We start from the raw sequence: 24,979 nt of genomic DNA, 5'->3' as shown, positions 1-24,979 counted from the left end.
GTTGCCTCGCCGTGACGGGGGAACGGCTCGGCGGGCGCTTCGCCCGACTGTGGACGGCGAGCACGCTGTCCGCGCTGGGCAGCGGAACGGCGACGGTGGCCGCTCCGCTGTACGTGGCGTCGATCACCGACGATCCGCTCGTGGTGTCGGCCGGGGCGGCGGTGTCGTGGCTGCCGTGGCTGCTTTTCGCGCTGCCCGGTGGCGTACTGGCGGACCGGATGGACCGGCGCCGGCTGATGGTGCTCATCGACTGGGTGCGCGTCGGCGCGCTGGCCGTGCTCGCGGCGGCGATGCTGGCCGACCGGGCCGGGATCGCGCTGCTGTACGCGGTGCTGTTCGTGGTGAACACCGGCGAGGTGGTGTTCCGGACCGCCGCGCAGGCGGTGCTGCCGGCGGTGGTGCCGCGCTCGATGCTGGAACGCGCCAACGGCTGGCTCGGCGGCGGCACCCAGGTGATGCAGAACATGATCGCCGGCCCGCTCGGCGGGTTCCTGTTCGTGCTGGCGGCGTCGCTGCCGTTCGCGCTCAACGCCGGCACGTACGCGCTGAGCGCCGTGCTGGTCGGGCTGCTCGCCGGGACGTACCGGGGCGGTGCGGCGCCGCGGGGCCGGCGGTCGGTGCGGGCGGAGGTCGCGGAGGGGTTCCGCTGGTTGTGGGGGCAGCGGCTGCTGCGCACCATGACGGTGCTGATCGGCCTGCTGAACGTCACGCTCACCGCGGCGGTGGCGGTGCTGGTGCTGCTCGCCACCGAGCGGCTGGGTCTGGGCTCGGTCGGCTACGGCGCGTTGTTCACCTGCATGGCGGTGGGCGGCGTACTCGGTTCGCTGGTGGGGGACCGGCTGATCGCCGCGATCACGCCCACCTGGACGGTGCGGACCGGGCTGCTGGTCGAGGCGGGACTGCACCTGGCGCTCGCCGCGTCCCGCAGCGCGGCCGTGGTCGGGTTCGCGTTGTTCGCGTTCGGGGCGCACAGCGCGCTGTGGAACATCGTGGCGAACTCGCTGCGGCAGCGGCTCACCCCGCCGGAGCTGATGGGCCGGGTCGGCAGCACCACGTTGTTCGTCGCGGCGGGTGGCAACTGTGTCGGCGCGTTGCTCGGCGGCGTGGTGGCGGCCCGGTTCGGCATCACCGCGCCGTACTGGGTGGGCTTCGTGGTGGCGGTGGCGGTGATCGCCGCGACGTGGCGGGTCTTCGACCGGGCGACGGTGGCCGCCGCCTACGCCGAGCCGGCCGCGCGCAAGCCCGCCCCGGTGCCCTGAGCGGGTCGCCCGGTGGCGGCTCCCGCCGGTGTGGCAGCGTGGCCGGATGCACCCATCCTTCCCGGTCGACGCCGACCTCGCGCTGGTCGGCGGCGGCGGCGCCGCGTCCCTGGTCCTGGCCGCGCTGGACCGCCACGACGTGACCGGGCTGCGGGTCGCGGTGGTGGACCCGGTGCACAAGCGCGGCCAGGACCGCACCTGGGCGTTCTGGGGCCTGCCCGGCGACGACCTGGACCCGATGCTGAGCGCGAGCTGGTCGCAGGTCGACGTGGTCACGCCCGCCGGCCGCCGCGTCCTGACACTCGACCCCCTGCGGTACGCCATGCTCCGCTCCGCCCCGGTCTACGACCGGGCTGCCGCGGCCGAGCGGCGGCTGGACGCGGTCCGGATCAGCGCCCCGGCGGGGGAGCTGCACGACGACGGTGAGCGGGTCACGGTCCGCGACCCGGACGGCCGGGACCTGGTGCGGGCCGGGTGGGTGCTCGACTCGCGGCCCCGGCGGCCGAGGCGTCCGGGGCGTACCAGCTGGTTGCAGCACTTCCGGGGCTGGTGGCTGGCCGCCGACCGGCCGACGTTCGACAGGCAGCGGGCGGTGCTGATGGACTTCCGCACGCCCCAGCCGGATCGCGGGGTGTCCTTCGGGTACGTGCTGCCTGTCGACGACCGGTTCGCGCTGGTCGAGTACACCGAGTTCGGCCCGCAACTGCTCGACGACGCGGGCTACGACGCGGCGCTGCGCGGGTACGCCGGCCTGCTCGGCCTGGACCTGACCGCGCTGCGGGTGCGGGAGGTCGAGGACGGCGTGATCCCGATGACCGACGGCCCGTTCGACTCCCGCCCGAGCCCACGCGTGGTGCGGCTGGGCACCGCCGGTGGGGCGACCCGTCCGTCCACCGGATTCACGTTCTCGGCGATGCTGCGCCAGGCCGACCAGGTGGCCCGCGCGCTCGCCGCCGGTCGACCGCCGGTGCCGGCGCCCGCGTACCCGGGCCGGCACCTGTGGATGGACGCGGTGGCGTTGCGCGCGTTGGACCGGGGCCACGTCGGCGGGGTGGAGTTCTTCGAGCGGCTGTTCGACCGCAACCCGCCGGAGCGGGTGCTGCGGTTCCTCGACGGCGTGACCAGCCCGGTGGAGGATCTGGCGGTGATGCGGTCCAGTCCGCTGCTGCCGATGACCGGCGCGGTGCTGGGTGACGCGGCCGGCCGGCTGCGCGCCCGCCTGCGCCGCTAGCTTCCGCTGTCGCCGGTCCCGGCGCCTATCGGCGGCCGGTCGCCTCGGTGACGCGGCCGCGCACGAGCGCGCGCAGTCGCTCCGCCGCCGGCGTACTGCCGCCCTGGGTGGGCAGCGGTTTCGTGTCGCCGGCAAGCAGCCGGGCGCGCAGCGCGTCGATCGTCTGCTCGTCGACACCGAGCCGGCCGGTCGCGTAGCCGTGCACGGAACCGTGGGCGGCCCGCAGGTCGGCCAGCACCAGCCGGATGATCTCGGCCGGGGCCCGCCCGTACGCCGGCCAGCCCGGCGCGCCGCCGTGGCGATCACGCCACTCGGCGACCAGCCGTTCGGTGGCGTGCTCGGTGAGCGCGAAGTCAGCCGCGATCTGGTCGTCGTCCACGCCGAGCAGGGACAGCACCAGCGCGGCGAGCAGCCCGGTGCGGTCCTTGCCGGAGGCGCAGTGGAACACCAGCGGGTGCTCGCCGTCCGCGATCAGTTCGAGCGCCTGCCGCAGCTCGGTCACGCAGGTCGATCACGGTGCGGACGCCGAGAGCCGCGAACCGTTCCAGATCCGAGCCGGCGAGCTTGGCCAGTGAGTCGGAGCGGTAGAGCCGGCCCCGGGCGACGGTACGGCCGTCGCCGGTCCGCCAGCCGCCGAGGTCACGGAAGTTGCACAGAGCGGCGAAGTCCGGGGGAGCGGTCATGCCCGCACGTTAGCCGCGCGCGGCGGGTCGGGTGGTCCCGCGCGCTCGCGTACCCGGTAGGTTGCCGGGCATGGTGGAGGCGGAGACCGGCCGGGTCGTGGAGATCTGGACCGACGGCGCGTGCAGCGGCAATCCCGGGCCCGGCGGCTGGGGCGCGGTGCTGCGCTGGGGCGGGCACGAGCGGGAGCTGTGCGGCGGCGAGGCCACCCCGACCACGAACAACCGGATGGAGCTGACCGCCGCGATCCGGGCGCTGGAGAGCCTGACCCGCCCGGTCACGGTACGGCTGCACACCGACAGCACGTACGTGCGCAACGGCATCACCGGCTGGCTGAACTCGTGGAAGCGCAACGGCTGGCTGACCGCCGCCAAGCAGCCGGTGAAGAACGCCGACCTGTGGCAGGCGCTGGAGGCGGCCTGCGCCCGGCACGACGTGACGTGGCTGTGGGTGAAGGGCCACAACGGGCATCCGGAGAACGAGCGCGCCGACGCGCTGGCGAACCGGGGCATGACCGAGGCGCGGAGCGGCGCAGCCGCCGCCCCGCGTACGGCTCAGCGCAGCGGCCGGCCCTCCTCGATCTCCTCCGGTTCCTCGGACGGGTCGCCGGTGCCGGAGACGGCCGCCACGTCGTAGCCGGCCCGGCTGACCTCCCGTGCCGACCGCCGGTCCTCGGCGGGCTGGTCGGCGAAATCGTCACCGGTGTCGTCGGTGGTGTGCAGGGATTCGCCCGGCGGGCGCAGGGACGCCTCGTACGCGGTCGTGCCGTCGGGTTCGTCGCCGGCCGCGCGGCCGAAAGACTCTTCACTGGTCATGTCGCCCTCCTGCCCGCAGCGGGTGACGGCAAACGTTCGGGTCGCCCGAGCCCTGGCGACGGGCCCGGTTCGTTCGGTGGCCCGGGTTCGGCCGGTGCTCGCGCCCGGTCAGCGGGCCGCGTCCGGGTGGGTCGGCATCGAGGAGCCGCCCGAGCTGCTGCCGGACGCTCCGCCCGCCGTCTCGGATCCGTCGTCCTCGGTCACCTCGTACGGTTTCGGTGCGCCCGGAGCGGGTGCCGGCACGTCGGTGTCAGCGGCCGTCTGCACCAGCGGAACCTGTCCGGCCTCGTCCTCGGCGTGCGCCGGGTCGACCGGTTCCTCACCGTCGCGTGCCCGATACCCCACCGGTGGCCCCTCCCAGTCGGTCGACGTCGTCCGCGCCGCCTACCCCACCCCACCCCCACCAAACCCACGCGCCCCCGCCCGGTCCCCTCACAGTTGATCAAGGACTTTGTGTCCCCATCCGGCCCTGAACCCGACCCAAACTCCTTGATCACCGCCGAGGTGGCCCTGGTGAGCCGGTCGAAGGGGGTGATCAAGGAGTTTGTGGCCTGGCGGCGGGCGGAAATGGACACAAAGTCCTTGATCGCCGCGGTGCGGGGGTGGGGTGGGAGCGGGTGCCAAGATGCGGGCGGGCCGGGGGTCGGCATGAGTGGCGGCGGCGGGGGCGCGCGTGGGTGGCGTCAGCGGGGTTGGCGGCGGCGCTGCCGGGGCTGGGGGCGGGCCGGGGTCAGCGTCAGGGACCAGTGAGCCGGGCGGTGTAGCCCCGGCGGCAGCACCGTGCGGTGGTCGCCGCGTGCGGCATCGAGCTGCGACTGGTGCGTGAACAGGCACTCGCCCAGGTCGGCCCCGCGCAGGTCGGCCCCGCGCAGGTCCGCGCCGGTCAGGTCGGCGGCGCCGAGGCGTACGCCCCGCAGGTCCGCCCCGATCAGGCAGGCACCGCGCAGGTTCGCCCCGGTCAGCGGGGTGCGGCGCAGGTCCACCCCGATCAGCGTCGCGCCCCGGCGGTCCGGGCCGGCCTTTCCGGCGCGGGCCCGTTCGGCGGCGCGCGACAGCAGCCGGTTGGACCGGTCCCGGTGCGCGTCGACGTCGAGCGCGAGCAGGTCGTCAGGGGTGCCGTCGGTGAGCCGGCCGGTCTCGTCGAGCGCGGCGGTCAGCTCGTCGCGCAGTGGTCCGGGCGGGGTCAGGCGGACCGCCTCGGTCAGGTACCAGAGCAGTTCGTGCAGCGGTCGCAGCACCGCGAAGCTGTCGAACATCCGCTGCGCGGTGGCCGGGTCGGCGCGCCAGTCGCGGCCGGCGAACGTGTGCCGGGTGAGGTGTTGACCGGCGCCGAAGCAGTCGAACACGGTGCATCCGGGGAAGCCGCGTTGCCGCAGCTCGGTGTGGATGCCGCAGCGGAAGTCGGCGCCCAGGTTCGGGCAGGGCCGCCCGGCGGGCTTGTCGATGGCGAAGTCGGACGACGCGGTGAACGCCGGCACGACGCAGCACACCCCGGCGCAGCGCGAACAGTCCGCCCGCAACTCCCGCCCGCTGACGACCGGTCCTCCTCCCGACACGGCACCCATTCTCCCCACCCCACGCGCCCACCTACCCACCCACCCCGTCGATCATGAGGTTGACGGCGACGAACCGGACCGGAACCGCCGCCAACCTCATGATCAACGAGAACGGGCGGGGCGGCGTCGACAACCCGATCGCCACCCGATCCGGTAACCGATCCCGCGCTGCCTCGACGATGCGAGTCACCCCGGCCACCGGAAAGATCGTAGTCCATCATGGACTTGAAAGAGCGCCGTCCGGCCTGGGGGAGAACGCGCGCCCACCCGACGCACTCCGCATCCTCACCGTGGATCACTGTTCACGAGTGTGCACACCCATCAAATGCTCTGGCCTCGAACATTGACCTTCCTGGTTCTGCCTCCTAATCTCAGCGCGGGCCGGTTCTGCGCGGTTCGCATATATGAAAACTCCACTCAGGAGTGCGTATGACGCGACGCTCAGCGCTGGAAAAACGCCGGTTCACCACCACCACCACCACCTCGAAAGGCGGAACCCCGCAATGAATCCTGTTCGAAAGCGCAGGCTCGTCACGGCGATGCTGGCGACCCTGGCCATCCTGGCCACCCCCGTCGTCTCGCAGAGTGCCGCCACCGCGGCCGCCCCCTGCGACTACCCCGCCCAGCAGCTCAACCTCACGAACTGGAAGGTGACGCTGCCGACCGGCTCGTCCGGCTCGCCGACCGAAGTGAAGCAGCCCTCACTCGCCACCTACTCCACGAATCCGGCGTTCATGGTGAACACCAAATGCACGGGAGTGCAGTTCCGGGCCCCGGTCAACGGTGTGACCACCAGTGGATCGAGCTACCCCCGCTCCGAACTGCGGGAGATGGCCAACAACGGCACCTCGAACGCCTCCTGGTCGTCCACCTCGGGCACCCACACCCTCACCGTCAGGCTGGCGTTCAACAAGCTCCCGAACACCAAGCCGCACGTTGTGGGCGCTCAGATTCACGACGGTGACGACGATGTCACCGTGTTCCGCCTGGAAGGCACCAGCCTCTACATCACCAAGGGCAACACCACTCACCACAAGTTGGTGACCAGCAGTTACAAGCTGAACACGGTCTTTGAGGCGAAGTTTGTCGTCAGCGGTGGCCAGATCAGGGCCTACTACAACGGCGTACTGCAGACGACCATTGCGCACTCGAAGTCCGGCAACTACTTCAAGGCCGGCGGATACACCCAGGCCAACTGCAGCAACTCCTCTCCCTGCAGCAGCTCCAACTATGGGCAGGTGTCCCTGTACAAACTGCTCGTGTCGCATTCCTGAAAATAGCCGCGAGTGCCGGGTGTTTCCTGCGGGAAACGCCCGGCACTCGTGTCAGCGGGTGGCGACGACGCGAGGTCGGACCGCAGCGCGGTGCCGGTCTCCCGACCGGTCCGTCTCTGCGCCCACGTCCCGAACCGGACTTGCGGCTCTCACCGCATCGAGCCCCAATTCCGGCGACGACGGCCGTCGCCAGTACCGGCGCCTGGCCGCCCGCGCCCTGTCCGACGAGCTGCGGCCTTCAGCGTCGACGACGGTTCCGGGGCGGCGGGAGACGGTGCTGCTCAGTCCGCAGGACGGGCACCTGCTCGGTCACGAGACGACGGGACTGTCGGACCGGGCGGTCATCGCGTACTCGCTGTCGTACCGATGCCGTGGTGGATGGGTCGTGCCAGTGAGCAGGGGCGATCTCTTCCGCAACCCGGCTGGCCCGCACACGCCCGCCATCCGCCCGGTCACCGGGACTTGCGTCAGCCCCCCGGCGCTCCGGGTACGGCGATTTCGTCCTCTCCGGTCAGCTCCCCGGCCACGGCGGGCGGCCGCGGTCGACCGGGCAGCAACGGGATGGCGGTCAGGATGATGAGGATCAGTGCGCCCACCAGCCAGAAGACGTTGTGGAACCCGCCGATCGGGGTGCTGGCGGTCTGGATGATGAGCGTGACGAGTGCGATGCCGAGCGCGGCGCCGAGCTGGTTGAGCATGTAGAGGACCGAACTGCCCTGCGCCACCACGCGGGCGGGCAGGGTGCGGTAGAGCGAGCCCATCGTCGGGGCGCTGAAGAAGGCAGCGCCTGTGCCGAGGGTGAATGTGGCCAGGACCGGCCACACCTCGGAGGTGCCGGCCCGGACCTGGGTGAGGACCAGTCCACTGAGGCCGGCCACGACAGCGCCGGCGGTGGCGAGGCCTCGGGCGCCGACCCGGTCCGACAGCCGCCCGGCGATTGGCATGGCGACGGCTCCCGCCAGACCGAACGGCGCCAACAGGAGCCCCGCCGCGAACGCGCCGTGCCCGTGCGCCTGCTGGTAGTACAGCGGGAGCGCGAACAGAGCCGCGAAGCTGGCCAGGCCACCCAGCCCCATGATGGTCACGCTGGCGGTGAAGCCGCGGTTGGCGAACAGGCGCAGGTCGATCAGCGGCGGTGAGCGCCGGGCACGCAGCGCGTCGACGGCGTAGCCGACCAGCAGCACGAGGCCGAGGGCCAGCGGGGTGAGCGCCTGCCACGCGGTGAACGCGGCGTGCTCGGCGGTCTGCGACAGGGCCAGGACCACAGCGGCGAAGCCCGGCGCGAGCAGGGCGAGACCGAGCGTGTCGAGCCGGATCCGGGTCGGTCCCGATGCGGCGGGCACGTCCTGCGGTAGGACGCGGCGGGCGAGCAGGTAGGCGATGGCTCCGACCGGCACGCTCAGCAGGAACATCCACCGCCACGACAGGTTGGCGAGGATGACGCCGCCGGCGATCGGGCCGAGGGCCGGGCCGAGGGAGAGCACGAGGCCCATCAGACCCATGACGCGTCCCGCTCGGTGCGGACCAGCGGCACGGGCCAGCAGGATCAGCACCAGCGGGTCGAGCAGACCGGCTCCGACACCTTGCAGGGTGCGGAAGGCGATCAGGCTGCCGACGTCCGGAGCCAGCCCGGCGGCGAGCGATCCGGCCGTGAAGAGCACGAGACCGGTCAGCCACAGCCGCTTGCCGCCGAACCGATCGACGGCCCAGGAGGTGAACGGGATGGTCGCTGTGACGGCCAGGAGAAAGCCGGTGGACGCCCAGCCGACAGTGCTCAGCGAGGCGTCGAACGTTGTGGCGAGGGTGTCGGTGGCGACGGCGGCCATCGTGCTGTTGAGGATGCCCAACAGCCCACCGAGCAGGACAACGGCGATCATCCGCAGCAGCGGAGGGTCCAACTGATCGGTGTTTGAACTCACTGGTTCAAGATAGTGATCTCATCCGTTCAGGCGCAAGCGTCTTGGTCCACGACGTGAACCGGCGGGTACAGTCGGGGGGTGGGCACGGCACGGGCGACTGCATCCGCGCGAGGAAGGATCGACAAGCGTCAGGCGATCCTGCAGGGCGCCTTCACGGTGTTCGCCCGTCAGGGATACGCCCAGGCGTGCGTTCAGGAGATCGCGGACGAGGCGGGCGTGGCCAAGCCCACCGTCTACAACCACCTCACCGACAAGGCCACGTTGTTCCGGCAGGCCCTCGAAGCCGCCGCGCAAACCGTGCTGAACGAGCGCGTGGCCGCGCTCGAACCGCTGCACGAGCCCGGTGACGACCTGCGCGCAACGCTGGAAGGCATGGCGCAGCGGCTGCTGCGCCTACACTGCGACGACCGCTCCTGCGCGCTGCGACGGCTGCTCTACTCAGAGATCACCACCTTTCCCGACGCCCTGGACATCGTCCGAGAACACGGGCCGCACCGTCTCAACGCGGCTCTGGCCGACCGGTTCGCCCGGCTCATGCTCACCGGGCACCTGCACCCCAGCGACCCCGCCCAGGCCGCCGAACACTTCATGGCCCTCCTCGTCGGCCCGCTGGAGGCCCGTACCGAGATGGGCACACGCCAGCTCAGCGACACCGACCTGGATGGCGTCGTCCGCTCCGCCGTCCGGACGTTCCTGCTGGCCTTCGGCCCACAACACGACCAGGCCAGCCAGACCCAACGCCCCTGGCCGGTGCACGGTCAGAACGGACAGGATCGGTAGACGGCGTCCGGCCAGTCGCGGCTCATGAGGGAACTGTCGTACCCACCGGCCGCACCCGGCCCCGACGTCGGGCCGTTCCCGGCGCGCGACCGGACCGGCCCCGACGCCTAAATCGGCGCAGGCCGCGACCCGCGCACCGGCGACGGCGTTGGATCGCGAGGCGGCACACCCGTGGTCAGCCCGTCCGGACCGGCACGGCGAACTCCGGCGCGTCCGCGCTCAGCAGCGCCGTCCGCGCCGGCGCGCGCCACTGCTCGGTCAGCGCCACAGCCAACTCGTCCAGCATCCGGCGTACGGTCGGCGCCGCCCGCTCGTGCATCGCCTCGACCACCACGAGCACCTCGGTGGTGCCGGCCCGGACAGCCGACGCGCCGCTCTGCCGGTGGCACCAGCGCCGGGCGTGCGCGTGTCCGGAGTTGTCGGCGAAGATCACCTCGCCGGGCGCGGGCTGCTCGTTCTCCCCGCCGAGGCCCAGGTAGGACTCCGTGCCGTCGGCCGGGCGCACGGTCAGGTCGCCGTCGATCCGGGCCAGGTCGAGCACGGCGACCGGGACCGCGTACCGGGTGGAGAGCGCGTTGCCGAGGTCCACGAGCGGGTGCAGCCGGGGCAGGTCCCCGTCCCGCCGCAACCGGCGCAGCAGCGACTCGGCAGCGCAGCGGTAGCGGGTCGGCGGGCAGCCCATCCGGGTGAACGCGCGACGCCAGGCCTGGATCTCGGGGAAGCCACCCTCCGGCCCGGTGGCGAGCCGGTCCCGGGCGGCGCCGAGACACCCGGCCAGCCGGGGCGTGACGTCGACGCCGGGCGTGACGCCGGCGGCGTGCAGGACGCCGCAGGTCAGTTCCGGAAATGCCGACCAGATCTCGGGGGAGTGCCGGAAACGCACGGAAAGACTCCTTGTGGGTTGTGAGTCGAGGCTAGGCGCGGAACGCGAGGCCGAGGCCCAGGACGAGGAAGCTGCCGGCGAAGGCGTGCCGCAGCAGCCCGGTCAGCCGGGGCCGGGACAGCACACGCCGGCGCAACGCGCCGGCCAGCAGCGCGTACCCGGCGAACACCAGCAGCGTGACGGCCATGAACACCAGGCCGCAGGCGAGCATGCGCACGGTGGCGGCGGGCGCGTCCGGCGGTACGAACTGCGGCAGGAACGCCACGAAGAACACCGTCACCTTCGGGTTCAGCAGGTTCAGCAGCACCCCGTCGCGGAACACGGCCGCCGCCGGACGCGGGGGCCGGTCGCCGTCGAGGGCGAACGTGCCCCGGTCGCGCAGCGCCGACCAGGCCATCCAGAGCAGGTACGCCACGCCCAGCCAGGTCATCACGCGGAACGCCGGGGTGCCGGCGCGCAGCAGGGCGGCCAGCCCGGTCACCGCGGCGATCACGTGTGGCACGAGGCTGAGCGTGCCTCCGGCGGCAGCGGCCAGGCCGGCCCGCCGTCCGGCGGTCACCGTGGCGGCGAGCGTGTGCATCACCCCGGTGCCCGGAGTGATCGCGACGACGAGCGACGTCAGCAGGAAGGCGACTGTCATGCGGTCCAGCCTGTGCCCATAATGGTCCGATGGACAGGGCCAAAGCTGTCGCTTTCGAGGAGTCCAAAGCGGCCGGCGCGGACTTCCTCCAGCTCGACGTCGGCGAGGCGCCGCCCGGTGGCCGCGCGGACTGGCTGGCCGCCCGGCTGCGGTCCGCCATCGCCGACGGCCGGGCGCCGGTGGGCACCCGTCTGCCCGCCAGCCGGGTGCTCGCCGCCGAGCTGGGCGTCTCCCGCGGTGTGGTGACCGAGGCGTACCAGCGGCTGGCCGAGGACGGGCAGGTGGCCGGACGCGGCCGGGCCGGAACGGTGGTGGTCGCCTCGCCGGCCGCCGTGGTCACCCGGCCGCCCGAGCCGAGGAGAGCACCGCAGGTGTTCGCCACCAGGCCCGGCGTCGACGCGTTCGACGAGCTGCGCGCCGTACCCGCGCAGGTGGACCTGACACCCGGCGTACCCGATCTGGCGGCCTTTCCCCGCGCGGCCTGGCTGCGGGCCGAGCGGACCGTGCTGCACCGGATGACGCCCGCCTCGCTCGGCTACGGCAACCCGGCCGGCACGCCCGCGCTGCGGCTCGCGGTCGCGAACTGGCTGGCCCGCAACCGGGGCGTCGGCGCGGACCCGGCCGAGGTGGTGATCGTGGCCGGGGTGTCGCAGGCGCTCGGCCTGCTCGCGCGGGTGCTGCACGACCGGGGTACGCACACCGTGGCGGTGGAGGATCCCGGCTCGCTGGGTGTACGGCAGCACCTGCTCTGCTTCGGGCTGGCGACACCGCCGATCCCGGTGGACGACCGGGGACTACGTGTCGACGAGCTGGAGCGGTCCGGTGCTCCCGCGGTGCTGCTCACCCCGGCGCACCAGTTCCCGACCGGGGTGGTGCTCGACGGCGACCGGCGCCGGCGGCTGCTGCGGTGGGCACGCGACGGCGGTCTGGTGGTGGAGGACGACTACGACGCCGAGCACCGCTACGACCGGCCGCCGGTGCCGGCGTTACGTGCCATGGCGCCGGACCGGGTCTGCTACGTCGGCAGCATCTCCAAGCTGCTCGCGCCGGCCCTGCGGATCGGGTGGATGCTGGTGCCGGCCGCGCTGCACCCCGACGTGGTGGCCGCGAAGCGGGCGGCAGACCTCGGCAACGCGGCCTTGCCGCAGCTCGTACTCGCCGAGCTGATGGAGTCCGGCGCGCTGGAACGGCACCTGCGGCTGCTGCGCCACCGGCACGTACGCCGACGGGACGCGATGATCCGGGCGGTCCGCGCGTACCTGCCGGGGGCGGTGGTGCACGGCGCGGCGGCCGGGCTGCACCTGATGGTCACGCTGCCCTGCGACGTCAACGACCGGGCGCTGGCGGCGGCGGCGCTGCGGAGTGGCGTCAAGCTCCACCCGTTGTCCTGGCACGGCCAGCGCCCGCAGCCACCCGGCCTCGTCCTCGGGTACGCGGCCACCCCGCCCTCCGAGATCGACCGCGCCCTCTCCACGGTGGCCGAGGCCCTCCACGTCGGCGCCGAGCCGGAGCAGGTCACCGTGGGCGTGGGTGAGCGACTCGATCGGGATGCCCGGCCTCGCCGCACAGCGGGATGCCGGCGAGCGCACCCGGGAGACCAACTGGGTCATGGAGTTCCGCCGGACGGGATGACCGGCGGCGTGGTGGTCCGGTAGATCGCGGTCAGCCACACGTCGAGCAGCACGTCGACCACGTCCCGCTCGGCCACCGCCGGGCCGTCCCCGGCGAACGTGGCGTACCAGACGCGCTCGTTCATCGAGTTCAGCGCGATGGCGAGATCCCGGGCGGGCAGCCCGTCCGGGGCCGCGCCGCGGGCGCGTTCGGCCTCGATCGCGGCCTGCACCGCGCGGACCCAGCGTTCCAGCACCTCGGCCCAGAGCCGCCGCACCTCGGCGTTGGTGCCGCGCACCTGGGCGCAGGCCAGCACCACGTCCCGGTGCCCGCCGAAGGTGGCGTGGAACCGGGCGATCAACTTCCGCCAGTGGGCGCGCGGATCCTCGGCGAGCCGTTCGAACACGCCCCCGGCGGCGGCGTCGGCCTCCTCGGTGACCCGGTCGAGCAGCGTGAGCAGCACCGCGCTCTTGGACGGGAAGTAGAAGTAGAACGTGGGGCGGGAGATCCCGGCGCCGCGCGCCAGGTCGTCGATGGAGATGTCCGCGAGGGGGCGCTGGGCCAGCAGCCGCTCGGCAGTGGCCAGGATCGCGGTCTCCCGGTCGTCGCCGGTGGACCGGCCGGCCCGCCGCCCGCGCGTCGGCGCGGCGCCGGTCGGCGTACGGGCGGTTGTCATGTCGGCTGATGCTACACCCGCTCGACACAGTGTCGATTCGACTCGACACGGTGTTGACCGCGGTCGACGGCGATGGATAGTGTCCGGTCCACCGCCGGTGCGAACGGGAGAAGCGATGGCCGCAGACCACGTCGACGTCCTCATCGTCGGGGCCGGCCTGTCCGGCATCGGCGCCGCCGTCCACCTCGGACGTGAATGCCCCGGCAAGACCTACGCGGTGCTGGAGGCCCGGGGTGCCATCGGCGGCACCTGGGACCTGTTCCGCTACCCGGGCATCCGCTCCGACTCCGACATGTACACCCTCGGCTACTCGTTCGAGCCGTGGACCGACCCGAAGGCGATCGCCGACGGCGACTCCATCCGGGCGTACGTGCGGCGGACCGCCCGCGAGTACGACGTGGAGCGGCACATCCGCTTCCACCACTGGGCGTTGCGCGCCGAGTGGGACAGCGCCACCGCCCGCTGGACCGTGCACGCCCACCGCGACGACACCGGCGAGGACGTCACACTCACCTGCGGGTTCCTGTTCACCAACTCCGGCTACTACCGATACGACGAGGGCTACACGCCGCGGTTCCCCGGCGTCGAGCGGTACGCCGGCACGCTCGTGCACCCGCAGCACTGGCCCGACGACCTGGACTACGCCGGCAAGCGGGTCGTGGTGATCGGCAGCGGCGCCACGGCGGTCACGGTGGTCCCGGCCATGGCCGAGCGGGCCGCCCACGTCACCATGCTCCAGCGCTCACCCACGTACGTGATCGCGCTGCCCTCGCGCGACCGGTTCGCCGACGCCGCGCGGCGCTGGCTGCCCCCGAAGGCCGCGTACGCGGTGGTCCGGTGGAAGAACGTCACGCTCGGCGTGGCGAACTTCCAGCTCAGCCGCCGCGCCCCCGGCGTGGTGAAGCGGTTCCTGCGCCGGGCCGCGAAAGGCCGCCTCCCCTCCGGGTACGACGTCGACAGGCACTTCTCGCCCCGCTACGACCCGTGGGACCAGCGGCTCTGCGTGGTGCCGGACGGGGACCTGTTCGCCGCGCTGAGCGCCGGCCGCGCGTCGGTGGTGACCGACACCATCGACACGTTCACCGAGCACGGGATCCGGCTCGCCTCCGGCGAGGAACTGCCCGCCGACGTGGTGGTCACCGCCACCGGCCTCAACCTGCTCGCGCTCGGCGGCATCACGCTGACCGTCGACGGCGCCGAGGTCGACCTCGCCTCGACGGTGGCCTACAAGGGCATGATGCTCTCCGGCGTGCCGAACTTCGCCATGACCATCGGCTACACGAACGCCTCCTGGACGCTCAAGGCCGACCTGGTCGCCACGTACGTCTGCCGGCTGCTGCACCACCTCGACGACACCGGCCGGCAGATCGTCACGCCGCTCGCCCCGGACACCGACGACCTCGAACCGATCATCGACCTGAAGTCCGGGTACGTGCTGCGAGCCGTCGACCAGCTCCCCAAGCAGGGGCCGCAGGCGCCGTGGCGGCTGCACCAGAACTACCCCCGCGACGTACGCCTGATGCGGCACGGCCCGCTCACCGACGGCGTCCGGTTCGACCGCGCCGGCGTACCCGCCACGGCGGCCACCACCTCGGGAGGAACCGATGCGTGACCTCGTCCTCCCCGGCGGCACGGCGGTGCTCACCGGCGCGGCGAGCGGCATCGGCGCGGCGCTGGCCCACGGGCTGGCCCGGCGCGGCGCCGACCTGGTGCTGCTCGACCGGGACGCCGACGGCCTGGCCGCCACCGTCGCCGCGATCCGGGCCGTGTATCCGGACCGGCGGGTCGAGACCCACGTGGTCGACCTGGCCGACGCCGACGCCACCGACCGGGTCGCCGCCGAGATCCACCGCGCGCACCCCCGGATCCGGCTGCTGATCAACAACGCCGGCGTGGCGCTGGGCGGGCGCTTCGACCAGGTCACCCTGGAGGAGTTCCTCTGGGTCATCGAGGTCAACTTCCGGGCGGTGGTCCGCCTGACCCACGCGCTGCTGCCCGCGCTCAAGGCCGAATCCGGCTCCCACCTGGTGAACGTGTCCAGCCTGTTCGGGCTGATCGCCCCCGCCGGGCAGGCCGCGTACGCGGCGAGCAAGTTCGCCGTGCGCGGCTTCACCGAGGCGCTGCGGCACGAACTCGTCGACGACGGCGTCGGCGTCACCTCGGTGCACCCGGGCGGCATCCGCACCCGGATCGCCGCCACCGCCCGCGTCGGCAGCGGCGTGGCCCTCGACGAGTACGAGGCCGGGCGCAGGCAGTTCGAGAAGCTGCTGACCATCGACCCGGCGACCGCCGCCGAGGTGATCCTGCGCGGTGCGCAGCGACGCCGCGGCCGGGTGCTGATCGGCTGGTCGGCGAAGCTGCCCGACCTGCTCGCCCGCCTCGCCCCCGCCGGGTACGGCAGGGTGCTGGCCCTGGGCATGCGCCAGCGCCCGACCGGGCCCGGCGTCGCGCCCGCAACTCCGCCCGCCGTCCCGCCCGCCGAAGCGCCCGCCCTCGCGACCGACGCCGCCGTGCCGGTTCCGTCTCCCCGGGCCGGCGACGAGGCCGTGCCGGAGTCCGGAAGCCGGGCGTGACGCTCGCCCTGCCCCCGGCCGACGAGCGCACCGTCGACGGGCGGCGTACCCGGTGCCGGATCAGCGGCGGCGGCTCGCCCGTGGTGCTGCTGCACGGCATCGGCCGTACCCTCGACGACTTCACCGCCCTGCACACGGCGCTGGCCCGCGACCACCTGGTGCTCGCGGTGGACCTGCCCGGCCACGGCGGCTCCGCGCCGCTGGACGGCCCGCACACGCTCCCGGCCCTGGCCGCCGCGGTGGCCCGCTTCCTGGACGTGGCAGGGGTGACCGGCCCGGCCCACCTGGTCGGCAACTCCCTCGGCGGGGCGGTCGCCATGCGCCTGGCCGCCGACGCGCCGCACCGCGCCGCCAGCCTGGCGTTGCTCAACAGCGCCGGCTTCGGCCGCGAGGTGACGGTGGCGCTGCGGCTGCTCGCGGTACGCCCGCTGGCCCGGCTGCTGCTGCGCCCGCACCCGGGGATCGCCCGGCGCACCGAGCGGGCGATCTTCCACGACCCGGCGCACGTCACCGACGAGCGGATCGCCGTCGCGCTCGCCGTGGCCGGGCAGCCGCACGCCGCCCGGGTGATGCGGGAGCTGGTCCGCGACCTGGGCACCTGGCGCGGCGTACGCCCGCAGTGGCGCGCCGACCTGCTCGACGCGGTGGCCGCGCTCGACCTGCCCACGCTGCTCGTCTGGGGCGAGCGCGACCTGGTCCTGCCCGCCGCGCACCTGGTGTACGCCCGCACCCGGCTGCCGCACGCGCACAGCCACCTGTTCCGCGACACCGGGCACATGCCGCAGATCGAGCGGACCGTCGAGGTGGAGGCGCTGCTGCGGGAGCTGTGGGCCTGACCGTGGCCTGCGCCACTGTCCAGGCCCGCCCCGGACCGCCCGGGTGTTCGACCAGGCGGCGGGCCTCGATGACGTCGGCGATCTCCCGGGCCGACACCGGCCGGGTTCGACTACGCCCGCACGTTCGACGCTGGTTCGCCAGTCATGATCAGCGGTACGTTTCCGGGTGCAGACGTAACCGACGAAGGAGGCACCGTGAGCCAGGAAGTCCGGGGAGTCGTGTCGCGGCGCAAGGGCGCGCCGGTGGAGGTCACCACCATCGTGGTGCCGGACCCGGGGCCCGGCGAGGCGGTGGTCCGCATCCAGTCGTGCGGCGTCTGCCACACCGACCTGCACTACCGCGAGGGCGGCATCAACGACGACTACCCGTTCCTGCTCGGCCACGAGGCCGCCGGCGTCGTGGAGCAGGTGGGCGACGGCGTCACCGACGTGGCTCCCGGCGACTTCGTGGTGCTCAACTGGCGCGCGGTCTGCGGGCAGTGCCGGGCCTGCCGGCGCGGCCGGCCGTGGTACTGCTTCGCCACCCACAACGCGACGCAGAAGATGACGCTCACCGACGGCACCGAGCTGACGCCCGCGCTCGGCATCGGCGCGTTCGCCGAGAAGACGCTCGTCCACGCCGGGCAGTGCACGAAGGTCGACCCGTCGGCCCGGCCGGCGGCGGTCGGCCTGCTCGGCTGCGGCGTGATGGCCGGTCTCGGCGCGGCCATGAACACGGGCAACGTGACCCGGGGCGACTCGGTCGCGGTGATCGGCTGCGGCGGCGTCGGCGACGCGGCGGTGGCCGGCGCGGCCCTGGCCGGCGCGACCACGATCATCGCGGTGGACACCGACTCCCGCAAGCTCGACTGGGCGCGCAGGTTCGGTGCCACGCACACCGTCGACGCCTCGGAGGACGACGTGGTGGAGGCCGTCCGCGCGGCCACCGGTGGCTTCGGCGCCGACGTGGTGATCGACGCGGTCGGCCGTCCGGAGACGTGGAAGCAGGCTTTCTACGCTCGCGACCTGGCCGGCACCGTCGTGCTGGTCGGCGTGCCGACCCCGGAGATGACTGTCGACCTGCCGTTGCTGGACGTCTTCGGGCGCGGCGGCGCGCTCAAGTCCAGCTGGTACGGCGACTGCCTGCCCAGCCGCGACTTCCCGATGCTGACCGAGCTGTACCGGCAGGGCCGGCTGGACCTGGACGCGTTCGTCACCGAGGAGATCGCCCTCGACCAGGTCGAGGAGGCGTTCGCCCGGATGCACCACGGGGACGTGCTGCGCTCGGTGGTGGTCTTCCCGTGACCGCCCGCGTCGACCACGCCGTCACCTCCGGCACGTTCTCGCTCGACGGCCAGACGTTCGACGTGGACAACAACGTCTGGGTGATCGGCGACGACGCCGAGTGCGTCGTCCTCGACGCGCCGCACGACGTGGCGGCCGTCCGCGCGGTGATCGGTGACCGGCGGGTGCTGGCGATCATCGCCACCCACGCCCACGACGACCACGTGCGGGTCGCGCCCGAGCTGGCCCGGGCCACCGGCGCGCCGGTGCTGCTGCACCCGGCCGACCGGGTGCTGTGGGACATGGTGCACCCCGGCACGGCCCCGGACGGCGACCTGACCGACGGGCAGACGGTCACCGTCGGCGGCACCACGCTGCGGGTGCTGCACACGCCCGGCCACAGCCCCGGCGCGTGCAGCCTGTACGCGGCCGACCTGGGCACGGTCTTCACCGGCGACACCCTGTTCGCCGGCGGACCGGGCGCGACCGGGCGGTCGTACAGCGACTTCGGCACCATCGTCGAGTCGATCCGTACCCGGCTGTTCACGCTGCCGCCGGAGACGGTGGTGCACACCGGGCACGGCGACGACACCACTATCGGGGCCGAGGCGCCGCACCTGGACGAGTGGATCGCCCGGGGCCACTGAGGACACCGCCGGACCGGGCCCGGTCGGGCGTCCCGGCCCTGGCGGACGCCGGTTCCGGCTCGGAAACCGGGTGGCCGGGCGTCGCTCCGTCTGGTGATACTCGGGCCCGTGCCCGCCGCCGACCTCACCGACGCCCAGTCCGCAGCGCTGCGCCACGTCCGCCGGGTCGCGCTGCGCGACCGCCCGGCGGCGCTCGCCGTCATCGCCGAGCACCTTGCCGCCTCCGGCACGACCTACCGGTACGAGGAGGTCGTCGCCGCGACCACCGGGTACGGGCGCCTGACGCTCAACTTCCACCCCGACCGGGTGCTGCGGGACGGCCGCACCGTGGTCGAGGCGCTGGACGAGGAGGGCGTCTACCGCAGCCAGTTCGAGACCGGCATTTCCAACGGCGGCCTGACCGCGTACCCGGGCGGCGACCGGGACGTGTGGGAGCAGGCGATGTTCGGCGGCGCGTACCAGCGTCCCGGTGTGCTGCCCACGGAGCGCCCGAAGTACGGCGGCCTGAACCTGCTCGACCACGCCGACGGCGCGTGCCCCCGGTTCGGCTCCTGTCACCTGCGACTGCGCCCGGAGGTGCTGGCCCGGGCCACGTTCACCTTCGGTGACAGCCACCTTCAGCCTGCCGAGGTCGGCACCGTGGACGTCTTCGAGCCGGTGTTCGCGGCGCTGCTGACCGCCACCGCCGGGACCGGCGTCGCCCTGGGCGTGGCCGGCATGGACACCGGCGCGCTGCTGCGGACGCTGCTGCGCCGTCGGGAACGGGAGTCCGGGCGGGTGGGAAGGGCGCTCGACGACTACGTCGAGGCGCAGGTGCACGGCGAGATCAGCCTGGCCCGCGACGTCGAGGCACTGGTGGTCGACCCGTCGTTCCGGGGCACCGACGTGGGGCGGCGCCTCGCCGGGATCGCCGCGCGGCACGGCCTGGCGCTGCGCTTCCACAGCGGCTTCGTGCTGCCCGCCGCCGCCGTGGACGCCGCGTTCCGCGGCCCCGACATCCCGCCCCTGGCCCTACGGGTGGCCGCCGAGTTCGCCCGCCCGGGGGAGCCGCTGCACGCGGCGCTCGTCGGCCGCGCCGCCGCCTCGGTGGTACGCGAGCCGCAGCGCTGGGCCGACCGGGGACCGGCCGCGGTGACACTGCAGCACCTCAAGCAGCTCTGGCACGTGCTGGTCCGGTTCGGCGTTGCGGCCTGATCGTCCGGTCTGCGGCAGGCACGACTCTGCTGCCCGGAATCGCGGGTGACCTGGACCGCAGCCTCGGCTCTACCCGGCATTTCCGGAATGACCGACACCGCGGGCTCGTTGTGTCCCCCGTACCGCCGGAACCCAAACACCTACCCGGCGGTAGTCCCTCGAGGGGCGCTCATCCCGGAGCGCGTCGTAACGATCGAAAGGGCAACCATCGTGAAGCAGTACTTCACTGGATGGCTCCCCGCCATCGCGAAGACCGCCGTCGTGAAGACCGCCGCCGTCTCCCGGAACCGCCGCGCCGCGCTGAGCGTGGCGGGGGTGGCCGTACTGGGTGGCCTGGCCGTCGGCCCCGTCGCCGTGGCCGCGCCTGTGACCAGCGGGCCGCACGCCGGCGCCAAGGCCGCCATCGACCTGGCCACCGGCACCTCGACCGAGGCGGTGCAACCCGGCCAGACCACCGGCCTGGACAAGGTGCCGACCAGGGCCGACCGGCCGGCCGAGGAGAAGCTCGTGCCGCACGGCGTCGAGGGCGCGCAGTCGCGCATCCCGCTCGACGACGCGCAGCTCGACAACGCCAAGGCCATCGTCGAGGCGGCCAAGGAGACCGGCGTGGGGGAGCGGGGCGCCGTGATCGGCGTCGCGACCTCGCTGCAGGAGTCGAAGCTGTACAACCTGGGTCACCTCGGCGCGTCAAACGACCACGACTCGGAGGGCCTGTTCCAGCAGCGCCCGTCGTCCGGTTGGGGCACGTCCGAGCAGATCACCGACCCGGAGTACTCCAGCAAGGCGTTCTTCAACGCGCTGAAGAACGTCGGCGGCTGGGAGGATCTGCCGCTGACCACCGCCGCGCAGACGGTCCAGGTGTCCGCCTACCCGTACGCGTACGCGCAGTGGGAGGAGCAGGCCGCGGACATCGTCCAGCAGGTCTGGTGACCCGACCCCGCGCAACGGCCGGCCCCCTTCCCGGGGCCGGCCGGTGGCTGCTCACCACAGTGCTGCTGCCCGCCGCCGATCAGGAGCGGCCCGCGGCCCACCGGTGACCGAGCACGATGTCGGTGACGGCGGCGCCGAGCGCCACCACGATGATCCCGGCGGCGAGCAGCAGTGAGTGGCGGAACGCCGTACTCCAGTCGCCGCGGTCGCCGGCGAGCGTCGAGAAGAACAGCGCGCCCACCGCGGCGATGCCGGCGGCCGATCCGAGGCGCTGCCCGGTCTGCAGCATCCCGGCGCCGCTGCCGGCCGTCGGCACCGGCACCTCGGACAGCGTGAGCGTCTGGTTCGGCGCGATCACCAAGCCGCTGCCCAGCCCGGCGACGAGCAGCGGCAGTGCGGTCCGCAGCGGCACGTCGTCGTGCGGCCCGCCGGCCAGCACCAGATCGGTCGCGATCAGCCCGGCCACCACGGCCACCAGCCCGACCGCGACGAGCGGACGGCCGTAGCGGGTGACCACCCGGCCGCCGAGCGCGGAGGCGAGCGCCGAACCGAGCGCGAACGGCGTGATCGCCAGACCGGCCACGAGTGCGCTGTAGCCGAGCCCCATCTGGAGATAGAGCGTGAAGACGAAGAAGATCGCGGTGAACCCGGCGAAGTAGATCAGGCCGATCAGCGCACCCAGCGTGTACGAGCGCACCGTGAACAGCCGCAGGTCGAACAGCGGCTGGGCGCGCCGGGCGTACCGGTGTTCCCAGAGCGCGAACCCGCCGAGCAGCAGCAGGCCGACGGGGATCAGCAGCCACTTGCCCGGGCCCCGCCACTGCTCCCGCTGCACCAGCGGCAGCAGGAGCGCCGTGACCCCCGTCCCGAGCAGCAGCACACCGAGCGGGTCGAGGCGGCCCCGTCCGGCCGGGTTGGTGGGCCGGGCGGGCATCAGCCGCCAGCCCAGCACCATCGCCACGATCCCGACCGGGATGTTCACGAAGAACACCCACCGCCAGCCGTGCTCGGCGCCGCCGAGGTGGATGACCAGCCCGCCGAGCAGCGGACCCACGGCCGTGGAGATGCCGATCGTCGCGCCCAGCAGCCCGAACGCCCGGCCCCGGTCCGCACCCCGGAACAGCTCCTGAATCATGCCGCTGACCTGCGGGTTCACCACACCGGCGGCGGCACCCTGGACGAGCCGGGCGACGACCAGCCACTCCGGCGAACGGGCCAGCCCGGCCAGCGCGCTGGTGAGCGTGAACAGGCCCACCCCGACCACGAACGCGGTACGCCGCCCGCGCGCGTCACCGAACCGTCCGGCCGGCACCAGCACCAGGCCGAACGTCAGCGCGTACCCGGACAGCACCCACTGCAGGTCGCTCGGCGTGGCCTGCAACGCCCGGTCGATCGACGGCACCGCGACGTTGACGATGCTGACGTCCAGCAGCGTCATGAACGCCGCGATCAGGCCGACGCTCAGCGCCTGCCAGCGACGCCGGCCGTCGTACCCGGTGCCGGGCACCGCCGTCGACGACCGGCCTTCGCTCATCGCGCCCCCCATCGACCGTCGACCACCCGGATCGTCACCCGGTGCCCGGTGGGGCGAACGACCCGGTCACGCCATCTGGCGCGCGCACCACCGGGGTCCGAAGTCCAGGCCGGACATCGGGGAGTCCTCGCGGTGCAGCAGCCCCCGCTCGGTGAGCGAGTGCAGCGGCTCGCGCAGTTCCTCCTCGGTCATCCCGGTCTCCTGGGCGATCAGGTCCGGGTAGGGGACGTGTCCCTGCACCTCCAGCGCGGACACCGCCTGGTAGACCCGTTCCTCGACCGCAGACAGCTGGACCTGAGGCATCGCTTCCCTCCTCGGCGTGGACCGCCCGACCCGCGGACGGCCGGCGACCGGCGGTTACCCGGACGGACGGCGATGATGCTCACCCGTTCGGCTGTCGTACCGGGCGGCGCGGCCCGCCGGTGCCCTAGGCTGCACCCGTGATCATGGATCTCGTCGTGGTCGGCGGCGGGCCCGCCGGACTCTCCGCCGCGCACGCCGCGGCCCGGGCCGGCGTCCGCACGCTCGTGGTCGAACGGGCCACCCACCCCCGGTACAAGACGTGCGGCGGCGGCCTCATCGGCACGTCGCTGGCCGAGATCGCCGGCCGCGTCGAGGTGCCCGCCCACGACCGGACCGACCGGGTCACGTTCACCCGGGACGGGCGACGCGCGTTCACCCGCCGGCACGCCGGGCCGCTGGTCACCATGATCCGCCGCGAGGAGTTCGACGAGCGGCTGCGCGCCGCCGCCGTCGCCGCCGGGGCGCAGGTCCGCGAAGGCGTCGCGGTCCGCGCGATCGAGCAGGACCCCGACGAGGTACGCCTGCGCCTGGCCGGCGGTGAGACGGTACGCGCCCGGACCGTCATCGGCGCGGACGGTTCGTCCGGCGTGACGGCGCGCCACGTCGGGGTGCGCTTCCGCCAGGTCGACCTCGGCCTGGAACTGGAACTGCCGGTGGACGCCGCCGAGCGGGACCGCTGGCGCGGCCGGGTGCTGCTCGACTGGGGGCCACTGCCCGGCTCCTACGCGTGGGTCTTCCCGAAGGGCGACCGTCTCACGGTGGGTGTCATAGCCGCCCGGGGCGACGGCGATCGCACCCGCGCCTACCTGCGCGACTTCACCGACCGGCTCGGCCTGTCCGCGGTCGAGCCGGAGCACGACTCCGGTCACCTGACCCGCTGCCGAACCGGGGACTCGCCACTGCGCCAGGGCCGGGTGCTGGTCGCCGGGGACGCCGCCGGCCTGCTGGAACCGTGGAGCCGCGAGGGGATCAGCTACGCGCTGCGCTCGGGCCGGCTGGCCGGGGAGGCGGTGGCCGCCGGCGACCTCGACGCGTACGCCCGGGAGGTCGACCGGCGGCTGACGCCGGAGATGCGCGCCGGGCACCGGCTGCTGGAGGTGTTCGAGCGGCGGCCCGACGTGTTCCACGCGATGCTGGCGAGCCCGCCCGGCTGGCGGATGTTCGTGCGGTTCTGCCAGGGCCGGGCGAGCTTCGCCGAGATGCTCGACCGGCGGCCCGTACGCGCCGGCCTGGCGTTGCTCGACCGGCTGCCGTCGCTCAGGGGACGATGACCGCCCGCCCCCGCACCTCGCCCCGGCGCAGCGCCTCGTACGCCTGCGGCGCCTCCGCGAGGGGGAACGTGTGCACGTCGGCGTGCAGCCGGCCGTCACGGGCCAGCGCGATCACCTCGTGCAGTTCGGCCCGGGTGCCCCAGAACGGCACCACCACACCGGTCTCCAACGGCACCGGGGGCGGCTCGTCGGCGACCGGGCGCACCGGCAGCGTGCCGCCGGCCAGGCCCACCAGCAGGATCTGACCGCCGGTGGCGACGACCTGCCGGGCGGTGTCCAGGGTGGGCTGCGCGCCGACGAAGTCGAGCACCACGTCCGCGCCGTCCGGCGCCGGCCCGACCAGTTCGCGGATCTTCTCCACCGCGTCCGGTCCGGCCTGCACCGTGTGGTGCGCACCCAGGCGGCCGGCCAGCTCCAGCGCGGCGGTGTTCGTGTCCACCGCGATGACCCGTACCGCCGTGGTGGCGAGCAGGATCTGCAACCCCATGTGCCCCAGACCGCCGATGCCGATCACCACGCAGGAGGTGCCCGGTCGCAGCCGGGGCCGCGCCAGCTCCACCGCGTGGTACGGCGTCAGCCCGGCGTCGGTCAGCGGCGCCGCCCGGGTCAGGTCCATGTCGCCGACCGGCAGCAGCCGGGACGCGGGCACCACCACGTACTCGGCCAGCCCGCCGTCGCGGCTGAGCCCGATGCCGCCGACCGGGATGACCCGGCAGCGGTTCTCCTCGCCCCGCAGGCAGGCCCGGCACCTGCCGCAGCCGATGATGCCGTAGACGGCGGCCCGGTCGCCGGGCGACCATCCGTCGACCCCGGCGCCGACCGTGTCGACGGTGCCGGCGATCTCGTGGCCGAGCGTCATCGGGACCGGGAACACGCCCGCCGGGGCGTCGAGGATGTGCAGGTCGGAGTGGCAGGCGCCGACCGCGCCGACGCGCAGCAGCACCTCGCCGGGGCCGGCCTGCGGCGTGGGCACCTCCGTGTGCTCCAGCACGCCGGGTGCAGTCATCCGTACTGCGCGCATGTCTCCTCCACCTCGCCGCCGACGGTCGACGCGGCGGCATACCCGTGCCGTTGCGGTTGATGCGGAGACGGGCCGGGTGAGC

At 73.7% G+C, this 24,979-nt stretch carries 24 protein-coding genes and 1 pseudogene; 14 read left to right on the top strand and 11 right to left on the bottom strand.

Annotated features, from left to right (window positions below; all coding sequences use genetic code 11):
* Nucleotides 1–11 precede the first annotated feature (11 nt).
* Together GA0070215_RS07730 and GA0070215_RS07725 are read left to right on the top strand one after the other, a co-directional pair.
* Entirely contained in the window at nucleotides 12–1,259 is a 1,248-nt protein-coding gene (locus GA0070215_RS07730) for an MFS transporter (protein WP_091043343.1), read from the top strand.
* Nucleotides 1,260–1,305: 46 nt separating this feature from the next.
* A complete protein-coding gene (locus tag GA0070215_RS07725) occupies nucleotides 1,306–2,490 on the top strand; it encodes a lycopene cyclase family protein (RefSeq protein WP_208600301.1) in 1,185 nt (394 codons plus the stop codon).
* A 25-nt stretch (nucleotides 2,491–2,515) separates the two neighbouring features.
* Here GA0070215_RS07725 and GA0070215_RS07720 read toward each other — a convergent pair.
* Nucleotides 2,516–3,173, bottom strand: a pseudogene (locus GA0070215_RS07720) (tyrosine-protein phosphatase).
* Between the two features lie 70 nt (nucleotides 3,174–3,243).
* Here GA0070215_RS07720 and rnhA point away from each other — a divergent pair.
* Nucleotides 3,244–3,807, top strand: a complete 564-nt coding sequence (gene rnhA / locus GA0070215_RS07715; protein ID WP_018784240.1) for a ribonuclease HI — start codon at nucleotides 3,244–3,246, stop codon at nucleotides 3,805–3,807.
* On the opposite strand, the gene GA0070215_RS07710 is transcribed toward rnhA, so the two are convergent.
* From GA0070215_RS07710 to GA0070215_RS07700, 3 genes are all read right to left on the bottom strand, one after another.
* Nucleotides 3,726–3,986, bottom strand: a complete 261-nt coding sequence (locus tag GA0070215_RS07710; protein WP_018784241.1) for a hypothetical protein — start codon at nucleotides 3,984–3,986, stop codon at nucleotides 3,726–3,728. The two genes, rnhA and GA0070215_RS07710, sit on opposite strands and share 82 nt — an antisense overlap.
* A gap of 108 nt (nucleotides 3,987–4,094) precedes the next feature.
* Nucleotides 4,095–4,331, bottom strand: coding sequence for a preprotein translocase YidC (locus GA0070215_RS07705; protein WP_091043335.1), 237 nt, complete (start codon nucleotides 4,329–4,331; stop codon nucleotides 4,095–4,097).
* 338 nt (nucleotides 4,332–4,669) lie between these two features.
* Nucleotides 4,670–5,551: a pentapeptide repeat-containing protein gene (locus GA0070215_RS07700; protein WP_091043332.1), complete on the bottom strand. Its 882-nt coding sequence runs from the start codon at nucleotides 5,549–5,551 to the stop codon at nucleotides 4,670–4,672.
* A gap of 530 nt (nucleotides 5,552–6,081) precedes the next feature.
* Here GA0070215_RS07700 and GA0070215_RS07695 point away from each other — a divergent pair.
* A complete protein-coding gene (locus tag GA0070215_RS07695; protein ID WP_018784245.1) occupies nucleotides 6,082–6,816 on the top strand; it encodes a polysaccharide lyase family 7 protein in 735 nt (244 codons plus the stop codon).
* 467 nt (nucleotides 6,817–7,283) lie between these two features.
* On the opposite strand, the gene GA0070215_RS07690 is transcribed toward GA0070215_RS07695, so the two are convergent.
* A complete protein-coding gene (locus GA0070215_RS07690; RefSeq protein ID WP_167361493.1) occupies nucleotides 7,284–8,693 on the bottom strand; it encodes a DHA2 family efflux MFS transporter permease subunit in 1,410 nt (469 codons plus the stop codon).
* A gap of 120 nt (nucleotides 8,694–8,813) precedes the next feature.
* Here GA0070215_RS07690 and GA0070215_RS07685 point away from each other — a divergent pair, with 120 nt between their 5' ends.
* Nucleotides 8,814–9,515 carry a TetR/AcrR family transcriptional regulator gene (locus GA0070215_RS07685; protein WP_091043328.1) on the top strand — a complete coding sequence of 234 codons (702 nt, stop codon included), beginning with the start codon at nucleotides 8,814–8,816 and terminating at the stop codon, nucleotides 9,513–9,515.
* A 175-nt stretch (nucleotides 9,516–9,690) separates the two neighbouring features.
* Here the strand turns inward: GA0070215_RS07685 and GA0070215_RS07680 are convergent, their stop codons facing one another.
* Both GA0070215_RS07680 and GA0070215_RS07675 read right to left on the bottom strand, forming a co-directional pair.
* On the bottom strand, nucleotides 9,691–10,398 hold the full coding sequence (locus GA0070215_RS07680) for a B3/B4 domain-containing protein (protein ID WP_091043325.1): 708 nt from the start codon (nucleotides 10,396–10,398) through the stop codon (nucleotides 9,691–9,693).
* Nucleotides 10,399–10,429: 31 nt separating this feature from the next.
* Nucleotides 10,430–11,038 (bottom strand): LysE family translocator, encoded by a 609-nt coding sequence (locus tag GA0070215_RS07675; protein WP_018784249.1) that lies wholly within the window; start codon nucleotides 11,036–11,038, stop codon nucleotides 10,430–10,432.
* Between the two features lie 29 nt (nucleotides 11,039–11,067).
* Here GA0070215_RS07675 and pdxR point away from each other — a divergent pair, with 29 nt between their 5' ends.
* A complete protein-coding gene (gene pdxR, locus GA0070215_RS07670; RefSeq protein ID WP_091043323.1) occupies nucleotides 11,068–12,693 on the top strand; it encodes a MocR-like pyridoxine biosynthesis transcription factor PdxR in 1,626 nt (541 codons plus the stop codon).
* Here pdxR and GA0070215_RS07665 read toward each other — a convergent pair.
* On the bottom strand, nucleotides 12,645–13,325 hold the full coding sequence (locus tag GA0070215_RS07665) for a TetR/AcrR family transcriptional regulator (protein ID WP_018784251.1): 681 nt from the start codon (nucleotides 13,323–13,325) through the stop codon (nucleotides 12,645–12,647). The genes pdxR and GA0070215_RS07665 overlap by 49 nt on opposite strands.
* Nucleotides 13,326–13,440: 115 nt before the next feature.
* Here GA0070215_RS07665 and GA0070215_RS07660 point away from each other — a divergent pair, with 115 nt between their 5' ends.
* The 7 genes from GA0070215_RS07660 (at nucleotide 13,441) to GA0070215_RS07630 (ending at nucleotide 20,768) form a co-directional block, all read left to right on the top strand.
* On the top strand, nucleotides 13,441–14,937 hold the full coding sequence (locus GA0070215_RS07660; protein WP_091043319.1) for a flavin-containing monooxygenase: 1,497 nt from the start codon (nucleotides 13,441–13,443) through the stop codon (nucleotides 14,935–14,937).
* A complete protein-coding gene (locus GA0070215_RS07655) occupies nucleotides 14,930–15,898 on the top strand; it encodes an SDR family NAD(P)-dependent oxidoreductase (protein WP_091043316.1) in 969 nt (322 codons plus the stop codon). Before GA0070215_RS07660 ends, GA0070215_RS07655 begins: the two co-directional genes overlap by 8 nt.
* Nucleotides 15,895–16,734 carry an alpha/beta fold hydrolase gene (locus GA0070215_RS07650; RefSeq protein ID WP_091043313.1) on the top strand — a complete coding sequence of 280 codons (840 nt, stop codon included), beginning with the start codon at nucleotides 15,895–15,897 and terminating at the stop codon, nucleotides 16,732–16,734. The genes GA0070215_RS07655 and GA0070215_RS07650 overlap by 4 nt, the downstream gene beginning before the upstream one ends.
* A 195-nt stretch (nucleotides 16,735–16,929) precedes the next feature.
* Nucleotides 16,930–18,018, top strand: coding sequence for an S-(hydroxymethyl)mycothiol dehydrogenase (locus GA0070215_RS07645; RefSeq protein WP_026267609.1), 1,089 nt, complete (start codon nucleotides 16,930–16,932; stop codon nucleotides 18,016–18,018).
* A complete protein-coding gene (locus GA0070215_RS07640) occupies nucleotides 18,015–18,644 on the top strand; it encodes an MBL fold metallo-hydrolase (protein WP_018784256.1) in 630 nt (209 codons plus the stop codon). Before GA0070215_RS07645 ends, GA0070215_RS07640 begins: the two co-directional genes overlap by 4 nt.
* 93 nt (nucleotides 18,645–18,737) lie before the next feature.
* A complete protein-coding gene (locus GA0070215_RS07635; RefSeq protein WP_091043310.1) occupies nucleotides 18,738–19,838 on the top strand; it encodes a DUF3626 domain-containing protein in 1,101 nt (366 codons plus the stop codon).
* A 210-nt stretch (nucleotides 19,839–20,048) separates the two neighbouring features.
* Nucleotides 20,049–20,768, top strand: coding sequence for a hypothetical protein (locus GA0070215_RS07630; RefSeq protein WP_018784258.1), 720 nt, complete (start codon nucleotides 20,049–20,051; stop codon nucleotides 20,766–20,768).
* Nucleotides 20,769–20,847: 79 nt separating this feature from the next.
* Here GA0070215_RS07630 and GA0070215_RS07625 read toward each other — a convergent pair whose 3' ends face one another.
* Together GA0070215_RS07625 and GA0070215_RS07620 are read right to left on the bottom strand one after the other, a co-directional pair.
* Nucleotides 20,848–22,302 (bottom strand): MFS transporter, encoded by a 1,455-nt coding sequence (locus tag GA0070215_RS07625; protein ID WP_091043305.1) that lies wholly within the window; start codon nucleotides 22,300–22,302, stop codon nucleotides 20,848–20,850.
* A 66-nt stretch (nucleotides 22,303–22,368) separates the two neighbouring features.
* Entirely contained in the window at nucleotides 22,369–22,605 is a 237-nt protein-coding gene (locus tag GA0070215_RS07620; protein WP_013286401.1) for a hypothetical protein, read from the bottom strand.
* 143 nt (nucleotides 22,606–22,748) lie between these two features.
* On the opposite strand from GA0070215_RS07620, the gene GA0070215_RS07615 reads away from it, so the two are divergent.
* On the top strand, nucleotides 22,749–23,876 hold the full coding sequence (locus tag GA0070215_RS07615) for a geranylgeranyl reductase family protein (protein ID WP_026267612.1): 1,128 nt from the start codon (nucleotides 22,749–22,751) through the stop codon (nucleotides 23,874–23,876).
* On the opposite strand, the gene GA0070215_RS07610 is transcribed toward GA0070215_RS07615, so the two are convergent.
* The gene (locus GA0070215_RS07610) at nucleotides 23,863–24,897 is read right to left on the bottom strand and encodes an NAD(P)-dependent alcohol dehydrogenase (RefSeq protein WP_091043299.1); all 1,035 of its coding nucleotides are present in this window, start codon (nucleotides 24,895–24,897) and stop codon (nucleotides 23,863–23,865) included. The two genes, GA0070215_RS07615 and GA0070215_RS07610, sit on opposite strands and share 14 nt — an antisense overlap.
* Between the last annotated feature and the right edge of the window lie 82 nt (nucleotides 24,898–24,979).

Source organism: Micromonospora marina (genome assembly GCF_900091565.1).
GTDB classification, from domain to species: domain Bacteria; phylum Actinomycetota; class Actinomycetes; order Mycobacteriales; family Micromonosporaceae; genus Micromonospora; species Micromonospora marina.
This window is presented reverse-complemented; position numbering and strand designations above follow the sequence as displayed.

Excerpts from the sequence above, each read along its gene's own strand:
- GA0070215_RS07725 (WP_208600301.1), top strand. The coding sequence starts at position 1,306 with ATGCACCCATCCTTCCCGGTCGACGCCGACCTCGCGCTGGTCGGCGGC.
- rnhA (WP_018784240.1), top strand. The coding sequence starts at position 3,244 with ATGGTGGAGGCGGAGACCGGCCGGGTCGTGGAGATCTGGACCGACGGC.
- GA0070215_RS07710 (WP_018784241.1), bottom strand. The coding sequence starts at position 3,986 with ATGACCAGTGAAGAGTCTTTCGGCCGCGCGGCCGGCGACGAACCCGAC.
- GA0070215_RS07700 (WP_091043332.1), bottom strand. The coding sequence starts at position 5,551 with ATGGGTGCCGTGTCGGGAGGAGGACCGGTCGTCAGCGGGCGGGAGTTG.
- GA0070215_RS07695 (WP_018784245.1), top strand. The coding sequence starts at position 6,082 with ATGCTGGCGACCCTGGCCATCCTGGCCACCCCCGTCGTCTCGCAGAGT.
- GA0070215_RS07690 (WP_167361493.1), bottom strand. The coding sequence starts at position 8,693 with ATGATCGCCGTTGTCCTGCTCGGTGGGCTGTTGGGCATCCTCAACAGC.
- GA0070215_RS07675 (WP_018784249.1), bottom strand. The coding sequence starts at position 11,038 with ATGACAGTCGCCTTCCTGCTGACGTCGCTCGTCGTCGCGATCACTCCG.
- pdxR (WP_091043323.1), top strand. The coding sequence starts at position 11,068 with ATGGACAGGGCCAAAGCTGTCGCTTTCGAGGAGTCCAAAGCGGCCGGC.
- GA0070215_RS07665 (WP_018784251.1), bottom strand. The coding sequence starts at position 13,325 with ATGACAACCGCCCGTACGCCGACCGGCGCCGCGCCGACGCGCGGGCGG.
- GA0070215_RS07660 (WP_091043319.1), top strand. The coding sequence starts at position 13,441 with ATGGCCGCAGACCACGTCGACGTCCTCATCGTCGGGGCCGGCCTGTCC.
- GA0070215_RS07655 (WP_091043316.1), top strand. The coding sequence starts at position 14,930 with ATGCGTGACCTCGTCCTCCCCGGCGGCACGGCGGTGCTCACCGGCGCG.
- GA0070215_RS07625 (WP_091043305.1), bottom strand. The coding sequence starts at position 22,302 with ATGAGCGAAGGCCGGTCGTCGACGGCGGTGCCCGGCACCGGGTACGAC.
- GA0070215_RS07620 (WP_013286401.1), bottom strand. The coding sequence starts at position 22,605 with ATGCCTCAGGTCCAGCTGTCTGCGGTCGAGGAACGGGTCTACCAGGCG.
- GA0070215_RS07615 (WP_026267612.1), top strand. The coding sequence starts at position 22,749 with ATGGATCTCGTCGTGGTCGGCGGCGGGCCCGCCGGACTCTCCGCCGCG.
- GA0070215_RS07610 (WP_091043299.1), bottom strand. The coding sequence starts at position 24,897 with ATGCGCGCAGTACGGATGACTGCACCCGGCGTGCTGGAGCACACGGAG.